This window comes from Acinetobacter sp. YH01021, from assembly GCF_013420255.1.
Lineage (GTDB): Bacteria > Pseudomonadota > Gammaproteobacteria > Pseudomonadales > Moraxellaceae > Acinetobacter.
Window position 1 is genome coordinate 14,824 of sequence record NZ_VOYO01000008.1, and the last position, 15,530, is coordinate 30,353.

Annotated in this window: 13 protein-coding genes and 1 other RNA gene; 10 read left to right on the plus strand and 4 right to left on the minus strand. The window is 41.3% G+C overall.

Annotated features, from left to right (window positions below; all coding sequences use genetic code 11):
* Window positions 1-2: 2 nt before the first annotated feature.
* Entirely contained in the window at window positions 3-1,256 is a 1,254-nt protein-coding gene (locus tag FTT86_RS07835; RefSeq protein ID WP_005104783.1) for an exonuclease SbcCD subunit D C-terminal domain-containing protein, read from the minus strand.
* A gap of 470 nt (window positions 1,257-1,726) precedes the next feature.
* Between FTT86_RS07835 and FTT86_RS07840 the strand changes: the two genes are divergently transcribed.
* Window positions 1,727-2,185 carry an ABZJ_00895 family protein gene (locus FTT86_RS07840; RefSeq protein ID WP_005107697.1) on the plus strand — a complete coding sequence of 153 codons (459 nt, stop codon included), beginning with the start codon at window positions 1,727-1,729 and terminating at the stop codon, window positions 2,183-2,185.
* A gap of 155 nt (window positions 2,186-2,340) precedes the next feature.
* Window positions 2,341-3,246: a TIGR01777 family oxidoreductase gene (locus FTT86_RS07845; RefSeq protein ID WP_180180943.1), complete on the plus strand. Its 906-nt coding sequence runs from the start codon at window positions 2,341-2,343 to the stop codon at window positions 3,244-3,246.
* On the opposite strand, the gene thiO is transcribed toward FTT86_RS07845, so the two are convergent.
* Together thiO and hemB are read right to left on the minus strand one after the other, a co-directional pair.
* Complete coding sequence (gene thiO, locus FTT86_RS07850) at window positions 3,235-4,359, minus strand: glycine oxidase ThiO (protein WP_004730549.1); 1,125 nt, start codon at window positions 4,357-4,359, stop codon at window positions 3,235-3,237. The genes FTT86_RS07845 and thiO overlap by 12 nt on opposite strands.
* A 15-nt stretch (window positions 4,360-4,374) precedes the next feature.
* Window positions 4,375-5,388 carry a porphobilinogen synthase gene (hemB, locus tag FTT86_RS07855; RefSeq protein ID WP_004646145.1) on the minus strand — a complete coding sequence of 338 codons (1,014 nt, stop codon included), beginning with the start codon at window positions 5,386-5,388 and terminating at the stop codon, window positions 4,375-4,377.
* Between the two features lie 105 nt (window positions 5,389-5,493).
* On the opposite strand from hemB, the gene FTT86_RS07860 reads away from it, so the two are divergent.
* Window positions 5,494-5,991 carry a thioesterase family protein gene (locus FTT86_RS07860; RefSeq protein WP_180180944.1) on the plus strand — a complete coding sequence of 166 codons (498 nt, stop codon included), beginning with the start codon at window positions 5,494-5,496 and terminating at the stop codon, window positions 5,989-5,991.
* A gap of 80 nt (window positions 5,992-6,071) precedes the next feature.
* Here FTT86_RS07860 and glpK read toward each other — a convergent pair whose 3' ends face one another.
* Window positions 6,072-7,556: a glycerol kinase GlpK gene (gene glpK, locus FTT86_RS07865; protein ID WP_005107691.1), complete on the minus strand. Its 1,485-nt coding sequence runs from the start codon at window positions 7,554-7,556 to the stop codon at window positions 6,072-6,074.
* A gap of 130 nt (window positions 7,557-7,686) precedes the next feature.
* Here glpK and ssrA point away from each other — a divergent pair.
* The 7 genes from ssrA to FTT86_RS07900 all read left to right on the plus strand — a co-directional run bounded on the left by ssrA (window position 7,687) and on the right by FTT86_RS07900 (window position 15,376).
* Window positions 7,687-8,045: a transfer-messenger RNA gene (gene ssrA / locus FTT86_RS07870) on the plus strand.
* A 182-nt stretch (window positions 8,046-8,227) separates the two neighbouring features.
* A complete protein-coding gene (locus FTT86_RS07875) occupies window positions 8,228-9,367 on the plus strand; it encodes a tyrosine-type recombinase/integrase (protein WP_005096065.1) in 1,140 nt (379 codons plus the stop codon).
* 417 nt (window positions 9,368-9,784) lie between these two features.
* Window positions 9,785-12,100, plus strand: coding sequence for a hypothetical protein (locus tag FTT86_RS07880; protein ID WP_180180945.1), 2,316 nt, complete (start codon window positions 9,785-9,787; stop codon window positions 12,098-12,100).
* Between the two features lie 254 nt (window positions 12,101-12,354).
* Entirely contained in the window at window positions 12,355-13,320 is a 966-nt protein-coding gene (locus tag FTT86_RS07885) for an inovirus-type Gp2 protein (RefSeq protein WP_180180946.1), read from the plus strand.
* 814 nt (window positions 13,321-14,134) lie between these two features.
* The gene (locus FTT86_RS07890) at window positions 14,135-14,419 is read left to right on the plus strand and encodes a hypothetical protein (RefSeq protein ID WP_168414841.1); all 285 of its coding nucleotides are present in this window, start codon (window positions 14,135-14,137) and stop codon (window positions 14,417-14,419) included.
* A 4-nt stretch (window positions 14,420-14,423) separates the two neighbouring features.
* On the plus strand, window positions 14,424-14,735 hold the full coding sequence (locus tag FTT86_RS07895; protein ID WP_180180947.1) for a hypothetical protein: 312 nt from the start codon (window positions 14,424-14,426) through the stop codon (window positions 14,733-14,735).
* Between the two features lie 29 nt (window positions 14,736-14,764).
* On the plus strand, window positions 14,765-15,376 hold the full coding sequence (locus tag FTT86_RS07900) for a hypothetical protein (RefSeq protein WP_168414843.1): 612 nt from the start codon (window positions 14,765-14,767) through the stop codon (window positions 15,374-15,376).
* Window positions 15,377-15,530 lie beyond the last annotated feature (154 nt).

Below are 15,530 nucleotides of genomic sequence, written 5' to 3' on the forward strand. Positions count from 1 at the left end.
TCCTAGGCTTGTTGTTTCTGAGCAAGTTCGTGCTGGGCTTCAACCAGAAGTTGCTGAAAATCCTGTTGTACAGAATGATCATGTTCATAGCCCATTTTTTTCCAGATATTCAAAAACAGCGATTCCGGCGTCGGTGGTGCCAGATCAATTTTCGAATCTCCTTGCGTATGTTCGGCCTGTTGCTGATAAATCCGGCTGATGCGCAGCAAGCGGTAACGGTTGGCGGGTAAAGCCAGTTCAATTTGCTGGCGTAAATCGACTGGTGGCGGCGCATCGGTGGTGTATTCTATTTCCAGAAAATGTCGTGCCGACAGTTGTTCGATTTCTCCGGCAGGCAAGGCCTGAAGTTTAGCAATTAAATCTTCCAGCTTTTCCCGAATCCGGAACAGCTCGACGGTGCGTGGCACTTTTAGAACATCGTATTGAAAGCGCTGTTCCGGGCTTTGTTCAGGATCAATTCTGACCTCAACCACCTGATGTTGATAGTTGATTTCACTAAATGACAGCGGAATTGGTGAGCCACTATAACGGATATGCGGCTGACCAACTTTTTGTGGTTTATGCAGATGACCGAGTGCGACATAATCAATCACTTCATCAAACAGCGCCGTCGAGAGCGCTTCTTCATTACCGACAATAATTGGCCGTTCCGAGTCGGAAGTTTCGCCACCTTGCATGTGCGCATGTGACATTAAAATTAGTGCCTGATGTGGCTGTTTGCGGGCTCTGGCTTCGGCAATCAGTTGTTGATGCAGATAACTGATCGCGTTCTGGTTATTGCTGGTATGTTCATTCAGTCCGGTAATTTCGGCACTGCGTAAATAGGGTAGGGTCAGACACCAGGCGATGATATTTTTATCCCGATCATAAATAGGAATAAGTAGACGATCCAGGTTCAGGGTATTTTCTGCAGTGCGGCCTACGATTCCCACAGCTTTGGCATTGAATTTGGCCAGCAAGGGTTCAACCTGTTCAATCCGATAACCGGAATCATGATTGCCTGCAATCATCAGGGTCTGCATATGTGGCGCCAGGTCGTGGGCGTCGGCCAGAAACTGGTATAGTTGTCTTTGCGCACTGGAAGCTGGATTGATCACATCAAAAATATCGCCGGCAATCAGCAGAGCATGCGGCTGCTTTGTTTTAATTTGCTCAAGTAGCCAAGTCAAAAACTGTGCATGTTCAAATTCACGGTCATGGTTATGGAAAAATTGTCCCAGATGCCAATCGGAAGTGTGAAGAAAATGAACTGCCATGTAATGAACCCCAAGATATCTGCCTTGCTACTATAGGAAAAAGCACAGGTAAAAATCTACTTGAAATCGATATTTCAGTGAATTGTTTGTGATTTGGAGGCTGAATTTATTTTGATCAGTATGGATATTAATGGACGGTTGTATCCAGATCATCAGATATTAAAGGTTCTGCAAGCCCTCAGATTTTAGAAATAGGGATTTTAAAAAATAAAAACCGACGATTCGAGTGATGATGAAATCGTCGGTCAAATTTGTGTTACATGAAGATTTTGGCTGCTATTCAAAATTTCCCTGTACACTGGACTTATTGCTTTAGCTCTAAAGGTCAGCAAAAATTCGTGGATGCCAGTCCAAATTTTTGTACCTTGTACCCTATATAACGTCACCCTGTAGTGGATGGTTGACAATAAAATGAAAAAAAAACCTGATTTTTTTTATACTAGCTTGTTGAAGATCACTGAGTCATGCATATGTTGCCACTAAGTCGTTATTTTATCTGGTTTTTCGTTATATGTTTTATTTTTACCTGTATTTGCGGTGTACTGGCAGCCTTGCTGCCGATGGGCATGGGTGCAGTTTTGACGATTGTTCCGTATCTGGTGGCCATGATTTGGGTGCTTTTTAAATTTCTAAAACAGCAAAAACGTGCGCCGACCCAGGCAGAGCGTAAAAAATTCACTCTCGGTTTTAGCCTGATTTACTGGGGATATAATTTATTATTTCTCTTGCTCGGTATTGTCATTGCCACCCGTTCCAATCCGAATGCCTGGCAGGACTTTCTGCTGTATCTACAGCAGCCACAGTTTATGAGTATTGTGCTGATCATGTTCCTGATGATCGCAATTCCGCTGTATCTGTTGACCTACTGGTTTTATGGCAAGCAGGCCCAGCGTATGGCAGAGAAAATGTTTGGCCATCCACCTCAGTAAGTATAGATGAATCATTGTGTGACAACTGATCTTCATAAATTAATTGAATGATGAAAGATACAAATTCTCCACTACAAAGATCTTCTCGGTTTAAAAAGCTGAAGATGAGTGGCGTATAATTTAAACCAAGAAAATAATAAGGCGAAGAATGACGAATGTATAAACCTGTAGTGCTGTTGACGGGAGCGAGTGGTTTTATTGGCAGTCATCTCGTGCATTTTTTACTGGAACGGGATTATCGGGTGGTTGGTCTGACCCGTCAGAAAAATAAACGTGAACCACATCCGGACTTTCATTGGATTAACCAGCTGGATGAATTAAAACAGCATCAGATTGATTATGTGGTCAATCTGGCTGGCGAAAGTATTGGTCAAGGCCGCTGGACGGCAGCGCGTAAAAAGAAATTGCTGAATAGCCGTTTAGATACCACCAGACATTTATTTGATTATTTAGAAAAAAATCAGATTAGACCGAAACGGATTATTTCAACATCGGCCGTTGGCTATTATGGCATTGACCCCAATGAGCGCTGGGAACAGGTCTGCACGGAGCAAAGTCCGCCACAAGATATTTTTATGTCCGAACTCTGTGCGAAGTGGGAGCAGCTGGCCTTGTCCTATACTAACCAGAACACCAAGATTGTTCGCTTTGCGGTGGTGTTTGGCAAAGGTGGTGGGATTCTTCCGCAGATGCTATTGCCGATTAAGCTGAATCTGTTTGGGCGGATTGGTCATGGACGTCAGCCAGTGACCTGGGTGCATCTAGAGGATGTGCTGCGTGCGATTGAATTCTTGATACTTGAGGATACAGCCGAGCAGATCTTTAATGTGGTCGCGCCAGAAAAAAGTAGTCAGGCCCAGTTTGCACGAACTGCGGCCCAGATTCTGAAGCGCAAACCCTTACTTCCACTACCCGCATGCAGTCTGAAAATGATGCTGGGAAAACAGTCACAACTGGTCTTAAACGGTCAGTATGTACAGTCCAAAGCCTTGCAGGAGGCTGGATTCCAGTTTCATTATCCAACTCTGAAAGAAGCACTGGATAATATCCTAAAGCACTAAACGACTGGGCTCTAATAAACGGACAGGATCATAAGGAGCTGGATCAACGATTGGCATTTGTTTAAGGATGAGTTGAGCGAGTAGTTTGCCTGATGCCGGCCCCATGCATAAACCATTCCGGAAATGTCCAAAATTGGCCCAGGCATTATGTAGCTTGGGAATTTTGCCAATATAGGGAATACCATCGGGTGAGCTGGGTCTTAATCCGGCCCATTGCTTGACCAGCGGAAAATCTGCCAGTTCCGGTACCATCTCGATACACGCCTGTAAAATATCCTGCCGGATTTCGCTAGAAGGCGAGGTGTCAAAACCGACCTGACGCATACTGGAACCACATAAAACATGTCCATCCTGACGTGGAATCAGGTACATCACCTTATGCATGCACATGGTCGGCAGCCAGTTTTCTGGCGTTTTAAACAGCAGCATCTGGCCCTGAACCGGCTGTACCGGAATTTCCAAACCAAGTTGCTGTGACCAGTGTTGCGACCATGCTCCGGTTGTGAACACATATTGATCTGCCTGAAAAACCTGGCTATGTTCATCTGAGATACTTTTTACACAGCCTTGCTGAATATTGAGCCGAGTGATTTTACAGTCTTCTTGCCAGGTGACACGAGGATGCTGCTTCAAATAGTGAATGATCGACTGTAATAACCGTGGATTACGGATATTCGCCAGTTCAGGGAAATAAATCGCCTGCTTGAATTTGCTCTGATTAATTCTTGGATTGATCTGTTGCAGTTTAGCCTGATCAAGCAATTCTGCCTGTTGCTGCGGATCCTGATGTGTTTTGGCATAACTTAAACCGATTTCAAAATCGGATTCATCAAAAATCAGCATACCTGTTTCATGAATCTGGAAATCGATGCCAGTGAAAGGTTGCAGTTTTTGATTCCAGTCCTGATACATGGGTTTGGCATGTCGAGCCAGAGCATTTACAGCAGCGGGATAACGCCACGGATACATCGGGGAAAGGATTCCTCCTCCAGCCCAGGATGCAGCCTGTCCGGCGGCCTGTTGATCAAAAAGGGTAACAGAACATCCCTGTTCAAGCAGTTCCAGCGCCGACATCAAACCGGTGATGCCAGCGCCGACAATGGCAATATGCATTGCGCCGAAATCCTTTTACTTCATGTCTTTCAGTTTAAGCGCAGCTTCTTCAGCAAAATAGGTCCAGATACCATCTGCACCGGCACGACGACAGCTCATCAATGATTCTAAAATGACGCTATCAGATAACCAGCCATTTTGAATTGCCGCAGCCAGCATCGCGTATTCGCCACTGACCTGATAGACAAAGGTTGGTACGCCAAAAGTGTCTTTGACTTCGCGGACGATATCCAGATAAGGCATGCCCGGTTTAACAATCACCATGTCTGCACCTTCCTGAATATCCAGCGCAATTTCATGCAGGGCTTCAGCACGGTTACCGACATCCATCTGGTAATTGTATTTATTGCCGCCTTTTAAGTTGCTGGCAGAACCGACTGCATCACGGAACGGGCCATAGAAACTTGATGCATATTTGGCTGAATAGGCCATGATCGAAGTATAGATATGACCATTTTGCTCAAAGGCCTGACGAATCGCACCGATCCGGCCATCCATCATGTCACTTGGAGCAAATACATCTGCACCGGCTTCGGCATGGCTCAAGCCCTGTTTAATCAGGCACTCGACCGTTTCATCATTTAAGACATAACCGTTCTCATCAATAATGCCATCCTGACCATGCGTGGTATACGGGTCTAATGCGCCGTCAGTAATCAGCACCATTTCTGGCAGTTCTTTTTTCAATAAACGTAAGGTGTTTTGCACCAGACCATCTTCACGCCATGCGGCTTCTGCAGTCAGGCTTTTATCTTCTTGTGGGGTGACGGGGAATAGCGCCAGTTTATTGACACCGAGTTCCAGCAGACGTTCTGATTTTTTTAACAACAAGTCCGCTGACAGGCGCTGGATATTCGGCATACTTGGAATATCTTGGGTCTGGTTTTGTCCTGGCAGGACAAATACTGGATAAATGAGATGATCTGCCGCGAGATGGGTTTCACGAACCATCGAACGTAAATGTTCATTTTTACGAATACGACGCATGCGAGTTGCAGGAAACGCGGGACGATTGAACGTATAAGTCATAAAAATCTCAGTAATCAGTATTAAACTAGGCCTCTATTGTAGCCCTAACTCAAATTTTTGGGCATAAATTAGCGGTTTTTTATTGTGGTGAATTCGGGCAAAGTGATGAGTAAGACAGAGAGAAACTGGACCGGTAATATACATCTGGGCTCGAAAGTGGATATTGATGTAGTCCTGAACCAGCTGGTACATGCTTTTAATAGCTCTCCTTTTTTTAAGCATAACGGCATGACCATGCGGGTGGTCGAGGGCCAGATTGAGGCCTATGTAGAAATGCAGGATTTCATGATTGGTAATGTGGCTTTCCAGATTCTGCATGGCGGTCTGGCTGCAACTGTACTGGATAGTGTCGGTGGTATTGTGGTCATGGGCGAACTGTATAAAAAAGCTGAACCGGAAACGATTGCAGATACCATTAAAAAAGTATCGCGTCTGGCGACGGTCGATATGCGGGTAGATTATCTGGCGCCTGGACGTGGCAAATATTTTATTGCACGTGCAGAAACCTTACGTTTGGGGCGTAAGGGCTGCACCATGCGCATGACCATGGTCAATGATGAAGATAAAGCGATTGCAACAGCGATTGCGTCTTATGCCTATTAATGAAATCGTGAATTGAGAAAGTTAAAAAGCACTGTTTAACAGTGCTTTTTTTATAATGATCAAATATGAACCTAGAGGATTTAGAGATCAGATTTAGCCCGTTTCAAGGCATTTTTCCATTTGGCTAAATGCATTTCTCTTTCGTCATTTTGCATTTTGGGTTCAAAAGCACGGTCCAGCTGCCAGGACTGGGAAATTTCATCCAGGTTTGAAAATACGCCAGCTTTCAATCCGGCCATAGCGGCCGCGCCCCAAGCAGTAGCTTCCAGCATTTTCGGACGCAGTACCGGTACATTCAGAATATCGGCCTGAAATTGCATCAGCATGTCATTGCTGCTGGCACCACCATCAACCCGCAGTTCTTTAAGAGGATGTGCAATATCAGATTGCATCGCACTGAGCACATCCGATACCTGAAAGGCGATTGATTCTAATGCGGCACGAGCGATATGCGCTTTGGTCGTACCGCGTGACATGCCACAGAGTAAGGCACGTGCTTCACTATCCCAATGCGGCGCGCCCAGTCCGGTAAATGCCGGAACCAGAACCACGCCGTCACTATGCTCGACCTGATGCGCCAGTTTTTCCACATCACTGCTTTTTTGAATAATTCCGAGGCCATCGCGTAACCATTGCACTACAGCACCAGCCATAAATACGCTGCCTTCGAGCGCATATGTAGTTTGGCCCTGGGCTTGCCAGGCGAGAGTAGAAAGCAGCTTGTTCTGGCTAAGCTGAATGTTATGTCCGGTATTGAACAGCATAAAGCAGCCAGTACCATAGGTGTTTTTAGCACTGCCCACCTCAAAACAGGACTGGCCAAAGAGTGCAGACTGCTGATCCCCCAAAATTCCGGTAATGGGAATATTGGCCCCCAGTAAGCCAGAAGCCGTGTCAGCGACATAACAGTCAGAAGAGATAATTTTCGGTAAGACCGAAACCGGGATATTAAACAGCTCGAGTAGCTCTTCATCCCACGATTGTTGCTGCAGATTCATTAACATGGTACGAGAAGCGTTACTGGCTTCAATGACGTGCTCTGCACCTTGGGTCAGATTCCAGATCAGCCAGCTATCGATCGTACCAAATGCCACATGGCCCTGTTCAGCAAGTGCCCGTACCCCCTCGACATGCTCTAAAAACCAGACCAGTTTTCCCGCACTAAAATAAGGATCAATCCGTAGGCCGGTTTTTTGCTGAATTTTGGACATCAGGCCTTGTTCAATCAGCCGGTTACACCAGTCAGATGTACGACGGTCCTGCCAGACGATTGCCGGAGCGAGCGGTTTGCCGTTTCGACGATCCCAGACTACGGTCGTTTCGCGCTGGTTAGTCAGGCCAAGGGCTTTAATATCTTTTGCCAGAATACCTGCAGTCGCTAAAGCTTGCTGTACCACCGCAATCTGTGAGCTCCAGATTTCCTGTGCATCCTGTTCCACCCAGCCTGAATGTGGGGTGTGGATATGCGTTTCACGTTGAGCCGTTGCCTGAACTTGTCCATGTTCATTAAAAATAATGGCCCGACTTGACGTAGTTCCCTGATCTAGTGCCAGTAAATAGCTCATAATTTTTCTGTTATTTGGCTTGAAAAGTAAAATATTAGCGCAATAATGTAATTAAGCGCATCAAGTTGTGTAAATGTTCAGAAAATACATCGTAATTTTTGACATTTATGCTATGATTGCCTTGTACTTTGGGGGTGTTTCTGGCTTCGACGCTGGTGATGAAACTCATAGATGCATGCCGAGAGCGCATTTTCTCTCGTAAATCAAATTTGCATTTTTTAGTCGCAAACGACGAATCATACGCTCTAGCTGCCTAAGGGCAGCTTGTCCGCCTCTCCGAATACTTGTGGTTAGAGAGTCCGACTGAAGCGCACGCACACAAGTCCGTATAAAGCCAAGCCTCGGGGCTTTGTACTAAATTAAGAGGATCGCGATTTGTACCCTGTTCGTCGGGTCACAAAGAGTTAAAACAATAGACGATATCTAAGCATGTAGTATTCTCGAGCGTAGTGCTGGCGGACGCGGGTTCAACTCCCGCCACCTCCACCAAAATTCTTTCCGAAGTAATCCATCGGAATCTAAAAAAGCCTTTAAACTCAATGTTTAAAGGCTTTTTTTATGCCTGTTTGTCCGACCCTGTCCTAAGCTGTTTGACCCTATTTTTGCTTTCTTGGGGTCAAAATTGGGACAATTTGACCCACTAAATAGGTTTAATTATGTGGGACAAAGATATGTCGCTTACTGATGTGCTGTGTAAAAAAGCATTACCGAAGGAAAAACAGTACCGCCTTTCTGATAGTAACGGTCTGTCTTTACGAATCGATCCGAATGGCAAAAAATATTGGTCTATCAGATACACGGAAAATGGACAAAGGAAGTCTAAAGCATTAGGTATCTATCCTGAGCTAAGTTTAAAGCGTGCAAGGGAGATCGCGCTTGATCTGAGATATAAACTCAAAAATACAACTGAGGTTGAGCAGGAGCAGCCTTATTTTAAGGAAGTCGCAGAGGATTGGTTCAATAATCAAAAAGAAACCTGGTCATCCAAACATATTAGTAATGTACGAGCTTCATTGGATGAGCTTTATATTGCTCTTGCTAATAAGCGTATTAACCAGATTCAGGCTCCTGAGATTCTACAAATCATTAAGAAGATTGAGGCAAGAGGTTCGCTTGAAATTGCAAAACGTACTTTATCTCGTTGCGGTATGGTCATGAAGTATGCGATTGCGCATGGTTATCGTTATGATAATCCGGCAGGTGATCTGGTTTATGCTCTCAAGAACAAAAGAGTCAAAAACCTGGCTTCACTTACTGCCTCTGAAATGCCTGAATTTTTAAGGAAGATAGGAGCCTACCCAAGTGATGCTCAAACACATCATGCCATTATTCTGATTATGCTGACAGGCGTTCGGGTTAGTGAGTTGCTACAAGCACGCTGGGAAGAGTTTGATCTGGAAGGGCGTAAGTGGGATATCCCTGAAGAGCGTATGAAGAACCGACTTCCGCATCGTGTACCGTTGACGGACATGATGATTGCTGAGCTTCAGGCATTAAGACTTACTCATAATCAGGAACTGCTATTTCCACATCGTTTGAATAACAAAGAATCAATGCGTAGCGAGTCTATTTTGGCTGTGATCAAACGTTCAGGTTATGCAGGTCGAATGACCACACATGGTTTTAGGTCGCTATTCAGTACAGTCTTAAACGAATCGAATCTATTTAATCCAGATGCCATTGAACGCCAACTTGCTCACGTACCCCAGAATAGAATTCGCTCGGCATATAATCGAGCACAGTATTGGGATGAGCGTGTAAAAATCATGGAGTGGTATGGTGAAAAAGTGAAAACATGGATGAAGCTATGACGTTGGAAATCAGAAGGTAAACAGTATATTCAGCTTCAATTAAAACGGTCACTCACAATTAAGTCCTAGGGATAGAACTAGGCTTAATGAGTCTTTTATACAATGATTTTTTTAGTTTACACCTATTTATAGTTAAGAATTATTAAATAAAAATTTTATCCAGTTAGGCTGATAATAATAAACTTTATGATGGCTTTTTCCCTTTTTCCGATCATCTACTATTTCTAAAAAAAATCTAGAATTTTTAAATTAACTAAAAGTTAGTCATAAGAAAGGTCTGAAATAGATTATTATTTTTGAATAATACTATATATTTATGCTGAATTATGACATAAATAGATGATGATTTTTAAGCTAAATAGTACTGATTAATAAATTTAAAAAATCTATTCTAATCTTTAAATATAAGGGGTTTCGATGGGAAGCTACGATTTTATTCAGAGAATAACAAAACCTGAATTATTTAAGCTGTTACGCTTTAAATATTCGAAGTCTTTTGAAAGTGTAAAGCGAAGTGGAAATCAATCAAACTTCGTGATCTTCAAAGAATCTATCGATATCTTAGAAAATTATGAAAAGTTATTGTTGATGCTCAAAAACGATCAGGAGCCGACAATTTCTCAGCTACAATTGTTTCCGGATTTAGTGAATTCAGAGTTAGATCAATTGATGTCGAGCTTGATGTATCTAAGATATATCATGTCTGAAAATGAGTATTTAGAGATACAAGCATTTAGAAAAATTTCACAGTATGCTGGTCTTATTCATCCCTTAGATACTTCACAACCTCCAGTTAGTACACTAAACAGTTATTTAGGACAACAACCACTGCAACTATGTACACCGCATAATGTACCGTTTATAAAGGCATTTGATCGATATGAAAAAGATTCATTTTTAGCACTTTTGGAAAAATTAAAACCTAAAGTGTTGGAAGACTCAACATTTAAGGGTGATCAATTTTTACTTTCCGCTGAAGAAGAGCAGTACAAATTTAAGTTTCAAAGGAGTTTAGAAGAGCATCAGCAGATTTATGTTTTTTGTTTTGATGTTTCACTTTATCCAATTAATCCGCAGGATGGTGATGATTATGAAAAATTGTATTTCGACAAAAAAAGTACAATAGACAGAATTGTTCAGGAAGTTAGTGCATTAAGCAGGCTTATTCACTTCCTTGTTAGGTTAGAACCAAGCCAGGAATTTGGGTTCAATCTCCATTTTGTTTTGATGCTTAGTGAAACTAAATACTTTTCAGAAGATACATTAATTCAAAAATTCGAGAACGAGTTGACAGGTATTTGCCTTATTTCAATGACTAAGTTTGTTGTTCGAAACTGGAACGATATTGTGCGTAAGCATCTACATAATAAGGCAGTCGGCATAATTAGGAAAAATGACGAAGCAGCAATAAATGAAAGTTGGCGTTGGATCTTTAGTGCTTTTTTTTCGACAGAGCAGGTGATTAGATTTAATTTAGGTTATATGCCGAATCTGCATTGCGGTGATGGGCCTTTAGCACCCAATTTGTCTAAATTATCATTAGTCAATCAATCAACACCTCTATCTCAAGCTGATAGGGATAGTAATCTACATGAAAAGATATTTATTAATCGGAAACACTTAGCAAAGCCTATCCAGCAATATTTGAGCTATGCAGATCTCATATATTCACAATACTCATTTTTACCAACGAATGAAGGTGGAGACTTACTCTTATCGACGCTATTAGGGGGAGTCGAGGTGTTTTGTGAAACTTTGAAAGTAGCAAAACCTGAACTATTCATTATTCCTAATAAAGAAAGTTTTTATTCACTTTCAATTGAAGATTTATCTACAGTGAGAACTCGATTGGGTTGGATGTGGCTAAATCTTTTCAAAAGATTAATCGAAAAACCTGACTTTGTATCTCATAGGTCTGTAGCAAAATTTTGCTCTCAGAATGTCCAAGTGTTTTTTCAGTTTTGGGAGGAAAATCGATGGGAAATAGAGCAACTTGATAGTCATATAATGGGTTACTACATTCAGCAATTAAACCAGAAAATAAGCGTATTGAAAGAGCAACTGTTAGATCAAAAAAAATTATCTCTTAGCTCTCTAGAAAGTAGATCGAAAGATTTGATCAAGTATGGTAATTATTTGCTGTCAGAAGATGTTTACGTATTGCGTATACAGGTTGAATTTACTATATCTAACCAAAGTTTGAAGCAATCAGATCAATCACCGATACTGACTGAGTTTTTAAGAGTAGGTCAATCGGCAAAACCTTTATGTTGGATTAGGGGCTATCTGCTACGTTGGGATCAGTACCATTGCTTGGAGCGATCAAGTAGACAGACATATGCAGATTTGACTCTGTTCTTAGAGGATCATCCTAAAATGCAAAGTATCAATTTATTAGAAATTTTGCAGCAGTATTTGTTGAAATTCACTTCGACATATAATGAAAAAAAGAAATTGGTAAATCATGCGAATGAGATCAGAGTCAGTATACGCAATAGTGAGATCTACTCTCCAAAACCAGAGTTACGACACAATATTATTAAAATCGAGACAGTGAATAAGGAACTGCGAAAAAGCTTTGTGAAATACTACTTACATAGCTTTTGTTTTCTTGACCTATTCATATTATGGGATGGGGTGGAAAACGGCAAAAAATTTAAACGTTACACCACCGGACAGAAGCCTAGACCTAAGCAGAGATGTGTTAACAACAAACCGCATGAGTTGTCATGATGTAATGCCATTTTTTGTATCTTTTTTCTGTACAAATCTGATGAAAGCATTGCATAACTTTAGCTTCATCAAAAATGACACATCACCTAGGATTTATTGGAGTTAAATGTTTCCACATCTCTATAAACCCTAGGGAATTCTTTTGTCTGAAAAGCTGTAGTAGATATTATATATATGAATTAAATAACTAAGTATCAAAAATTAAAAAATACTCAAACACCTGATCTGATGAGCATAGTACGGAATTACTCATCATGAACATTCATCAACACACTCTCCATGAACCAAAGCTACTGATTGAAATTGAATCTTTTACCAAAAGAATTATCAACGATGGTCTGAAGAGAAAAGACTTACCTGAACTTGTTAGATTGCTAGATGCCTTTGAAGAAATCTATTCTTGTAATCATCATTATATAGACTATGTTGGGTTATTTGATCATATTGCTAAGCATCAGTTTCAAAGCTATAAGCAGATACAAAACGGTCGTTATACCTATGCATCCCTTGATAAAATAAGGGATGAGTTGATACAACATTTCAGCATGCAGTTTCAGGTTCATAAACCCAAAGTACTTAGTGATATTCGTCAGTATAAGTTTGGTGTCAAGAGGAGATTCGAAAGAATTCAAATAACGGTAGAGAAGTTATTCCATCATTACAGCCGTAATCTAGTTGTCAGAGTGGATTTGAAGTATAGGGACTTAAATCAGCGTATGGTTGATATTGAAATGTTTAATCTACATGTTCTAAGGCTTCGTAAGCGTATATCCCAGAAGCATACGTGTTTTAAAAACCTTAAATTTAATGCTTGGTGTTTAGAGCAGGCTCCAAAAGGCAGTTATCATGTTCATTTGTTTTTGATCTACGATGGTTCTACATCTACGTATGACTGTATATTAGCCAGATGGGTAGGTAGGGTATGGATGGATGAAATCACAGAAGGGCTTGGCTATTATTGGAATTGTCATACATGTAAACATGCTGATGAAGACTTGGAAAGTGATGGCAGTAGTATGGTCAATAATTCAAGTACTCAAGAAGAAAAGAATTATAAATATCTTAATGGGTTGGGAATGATTAAGCGTAAAGACCCAATAGGGTTAGAAAGACTTAAAGCGGTGTATGGTTATTTTGCGCGTATAACTGCTAAAAAGATTGATCAACGTCTTAGAGTTCGTGTGAAAGGTATGAGGATTTTTGGCTGTTCTTCATATTGACCATGTGATCATGGCTGTATACCTAAATGTAATAGGATGGAGTTATACATTATTAGCTAAAAATATCATTTAGGTAATTAAGGATATGAGTCAGGGATGGCTCAATTCCTGTAGGTGAAGTTTAGGAGCTTTAATGGAGAAGAAATTATTATATTATTTAATTTATTCTTTTTGAATCATTGTTTTATCTAAAGTCGTTCCAGTGTGCGGGAACGACTCGACTTTTTGTTGATTCTTCTGGTTACACAGTTTTTCTAAGTAAAGCTTAAGTTTAGAAGTAGAGTTAAGCAGTTCTTTAAGTAACCAATAAATATATAGAAATATAAAACAAGCCGTATTCATAACCATCTGAATTGACTTCAATCCTCCTCATCATTATTCTAAGCATGCTGGCCTACATTGCCAGTGGGTTTTGACAGACCCATAAACAAAGACAATACGCAAAATTAGATTTTGTGTGTTGTGTACCCGTTCGTCCCCCCTTCGTTGCGGTAGGGCGGAAGGGGGACGCGCTTGCGCGTGCTGGTTTCTTTGTTTACCAGTCTGTCAACCCTCTTTCGTTCTGCCACCATAATCAATTGACAGTGATTCGGTAGAACTCTTTTAAACAAAGGAGTCCATCATGATGGTCATTCTAACTTTCCCTTTACTGTACTGAATTTAATTTCAAACAGCTGACTTTTCACCAATCAGTTGATGGAATTTATTCGTCTCATTTTATTTATATCCGCACATCTTGCTTGCTAGGGAGCAGGCGTCGCTGTGTCTTAAATTTTAATTTCAATACAGAACAATACCAAAGGGGGGGGGCTTTATGAAAATTCAAATATTCAGCATGCTTGCTGTATGTCTTTTACCTATTTTATCTGCCTGTTCATCTACGGATGCCAAAGACCGTAAAGCCTACATAGAACAATGCATGTATCCAAATACTGCCATTAAAACTGCAGTTGCAAGTGAAGAAGCCTGTGCCTGCCGCTATGACAGCATTCGTGAACAATACGGCAAGCCATTCTTTACTATACCGATCACCAATGATGAAGACAGACGTCGTTTGGACTTTGCCAGAGGTTATACCGTAGGCAAATGTAGAGGGTAAGGACATGCGAAATAATATATTATTTTTGATCATTGTAGTTGCTCTGCTTGCTGGGTGTACGTCCAAACAAGAAAAGGCTTGTCAGGAAGAAGCCGATGTGGCTGAAACTGTAATGCAGGCTCGATTGACCTATGGTGGTTTTGCCGAAGCGACTTATATGCTTGCTGGCAACAACCCCGAACTACGTGAACAGCTCAGACCAATTATTCATGATGCCTTTGAGTACGGACGTGGTGGAACGGCAACTTATGAAAAAACGAAACAAGTATTCCGAGATAAATATTACCAACAGTGTATGGGTAGACCAGCACCTTGACATGAATGTCTAAGTATAGGAGGGGGAAGATGAAAAAAATCATGATGCTGGCAACTGTTGCCATTTTAGCTGTAGGCTGTGATAAAAGCTCAGTAGCACAAAATGCCAAAGTTAAAACTGAAGAAGTAGAATCAAAAGCTCTGATAGAAAAAATTACTGAGAAAGAAATAGAGGATTTGGAAGCGTTAAAAGAATCACCAAGTAAAGAGACAGCCAGTCTAGCAGGCTATTATCTCAGTAATTTGGAATTGACACCTGTTGAGGAAATACGGGAATTCATTGCTAAAGGCTGGGATGAGTGGGAAACACTGAATAGGCAAGAAGCGGAGAATGAAGAACAAGCATCATACGACCAAGGTGATGCATCCATGCAATATCGTATTGAAATTAAGAATCAGGTGTTTGGTGGGAAACATGAGGTTGAAACTGCTTATCTCCATTTAATTTCATTGTCCGATACAATTACACTGGATCGAGTGGTGGTGAATCGGGGTAACTGTAGAGCAGATTACCGTGATGGTGCCAATCCTATTCTGTACGGTAAAACTATGCGCTTCTTCTTAAATTGTGATCCACGTAATGTCAGAGAGGTGGTTGCGGTATTGGAGGATGGACGTGAAATTGTGATGTCACCGCAATAAGCTGAAAGCTATATTTATTCTCCATATATTCTACGCACTATACAGTTGAGTCATCGAAGTTTTTGAGCAGATTGAAATAAATTTCACTTATATAACATAAAGATGAATCAATACATTGAATGTGTTCATTGAGCCTATTACACAGTACTCAATA